The organism is Streptomyces sp. 15-116A (assembly GCF_025290915.1).
In the GTDB taxonomy this organism is placed as follows: Bacteria; Actinomycetota; Actinomycetes; order Streptomycetales; family Streptomycetaceae; genus Streptomyces.
This window is the reverse complement of sequence record NZ_JAOCQE010000470.1, coordinates 1-2,594: the sequence shown is the minus strand read 5'-3', so window position 1 is coordinate 2,594 and position 2,594 is coordinate 1. Positions and strand designations below refer to the sequence as shown.

The following is a 2,594-nucleotide window of genomic DNA, read 5'->3' as shown; positions in this document are numbered from 1 at the left end:
GCCGCGTGCCGGCCCGCCCCTCGCACTCGATCGCCAGGGGAGCGGCCGTGAACACCGACGAGTACGTGCCCACCGCGAGCCCGATCAGCAGGGCGAGGGCGAAGTCGGTGAGCGAGTCGCCGCCCAGCACGGCGAGCGCGGTGAGGATGAAGGCGGCACCGATCCCGGTATTGACGGTGCGCGGCAGGGTCTGCAGGATCGCCCGGTTCGTGACCTGCGCCAGGGGCGCCCTGTGGTCCCGGCGGCGCAGCTCGCGGACGCGGTCGAAGAGGACCACGGAGTCGTTCACCGAGTAGCCGATCACCGTCAGCAGGGCGGCCAGGAACACCCCGTCGACCGGCTTGCCCAGCCAGGCGAAGACGCCGGTGAGGATCACCACGTCGTGCGCCAGGGCGGCGACCGCCGACGTGCCGAACATCCAGCGGAACCGGACGGCGAGATACAGCAGCTGGGCGCCGAGGGCCAGACCGAGGGCGATCAGCGCGTTGCGGCGCAGCTCCTCGCCGAGGCTCGGGCCGATCAGCTCGTCGCGCACCTTCTCCGCGCCGCCGCCCACCTCGGCGATCGCGTCGGCGACCTCGGCCGCCTCGGCGTTGCTCAGCTCCTCGGTGCGCACCGTCAGCCGGTGATCACCCGAGGACTGCACCACCGCCTGCGGGAAGTCGGCGTCGGCCAGGGCGGCACGCGCCCGGTCCGGATCGACGGAGGAGGCCGTCGCGTACTCGATCAGACGGCCGCCGGTGAACTCGACCCCGAAGTGCAGCCCCCGCACGGCGATTCCGGCGCCGGTGACGACGAGCAGCACGGCGGACACCGCCAGCCAGCGGCGCGGACGGCGCATCAGCTGAGGGTCGCGACGGGTGAGGTACGTACGGACCCGGCCGAGGGAGGCCAGACCGGTCAACTTGGGACGGCGGTGCACCCAGCCCCGCGCCACCGCGAACTCGGCCAGCACGCGCGTGACGACCAGGGCACTGATCATGGAGGCGAGCACGCCGATGCCCAGGGTGACGCCGAAGCCCTTCACCGGGCCGGAGGCGAGCAGGAACAGCAGCGCCGCCGCGATCAGCGTGGTGATGTTGGAGTCGGCGATCGCGCTGAACGCGCCCTTGAAACCGGCGGTCAGCGCCGAGCGGCCGCTGGGCCGTGCGCGCTTGCCGTACTCCTCGCGCGCCCTTTCGAAGACCAGCACATTGGCGTCCACCGCCATGCCGATCGCCAGGACGAAACCGGCCAGACCCGGCAGGGTCAGCGTCGCGCCGAGCGCCGCCAGAGCCGCGTACGAGATCACGCCGTAGCAGGCCAGCGCCAGTGTGGCGAGGAAGCCGAGCAGGCGGTAGACGACGATGAGGAACAGCGCGGTGAGGGCGGTGCCCAGGACGGCGGCCCGGGCGCTCGCCTCGATGGCCTCCGCGCCCAGCGTCGGGCCCACGGTCCGCTGCTCCACCGTCTCGACCGGCACGGGCAGCGCACCGCCCTCCACCAGCAGCGCCAGCTCGCGCGCCTCGTCGCTGGTGAAGGAACCGGTGATCTGCGTGGACCCGCCGGTGATGCCGGCACCGCAGGAGACGGACCGGTCGACCTGCGGCGACGAGATGACCTTGCCGTCCAGCACGATCGCGACCCGGCGCTGCGGATCGCCCGCCGGGTGGCAGGCGGCCTCGCCGGTCAGCCGGGCCCACCCCTTGCCGTCCTCGAAGTCCACGGTGACGTGCCAGCCGGCGCCGCCCTGCTGGTCGAAGCGGGCCTCGGCGCCCTTGACGTCCGTGCCGGTGAGTGCGGGTGCACCCAGACGGAGACGCTGACCCGACTCGTCGGGCAGGGTGCGTTCACCGCGCGCCTCGGGTGCGTCCGGGGCGAGTACGGGGTGGACGGAGAGCTGGGCGGTGCGGCCCAGGACGTCGGCGGCCTTGCGCGGGTCCTGGACGCCGGGCAGCTCGACGATGATCCGGTGGGCGCCGGAGCGGACCAGGGTCGGTTCGGCGACGCCGAGCGCGTCGACCCGGCCGCGCAGCACCTCCAGCGTGCGGTCGGTGGCCGCCGCGTCGGCCTCGGCGGCGGGGGTGGAGCGGGTCTCCAGCACGATCTGCGTACCGCCGCGCAGATCCAGACCGAGCCGGACGGGGACGGTGACGGCGATGAACACGGACATGGCGATCACGGCCAGCGCGAAGAGCGCCCTGAGCCGGGCGGGACGTTTCACTTGTTGCCTCCAGCAGGCACGCCGATGCCCCGCGGGGCACGGCGGAGAAGAGAAGTGCAGCGGAAAGAGGGACCTCAGGTGCTGGAGGGTGCGGGCGGCGCCCGTCCGAGGTCGGAGGGAAGATGCGCTGCGGCCGGCGGCGCGTTCCCGGCCACCGGCACGGGCGCCGCCGGGCGCGGCGGGACGCGGGGGGTGTACGGGGGAGTGAACAGCAGGGGCGCCGCCGGCACACTCCGCTCACCGGCATCCCGTGGCACGCGCAGGAGGACGGGCGGGGCGACGACACAGGTGTCGTCGGCGGACGGTTGGGTGCCGGGGGAGTGGAAGGCCGGGACGTCGGGGCCGGGGTCCGGGGCCGTCGGGGCGGCGATGAGGGCGTGCCCTGCCGGGC

At 74.1% G+C, this 2,594-nt stretch carries 1 protein-coding gene and 1 pseudogene; both read right to left on the bottom strand.

Annotation, left to right across the window (positions count from 1 at the left end; all coding sequences use genetic code 11):
• On the bottom strand, positions 1–2,152 hold a 2,152-nt coding region (secD, locus tag N4P33_RS34485; protein ID WP_260830855.1), incomplete at its 3' end, for a protein translocase subunit SecD.
• A gap of 125 nt (positions 2,153–2,277) precedes the next feature.
• Positions 2,278–2,594: pseudogene (locus N4P33_RS34480) on the bottom strand (hypothetical protein); the annotation flags it as partial.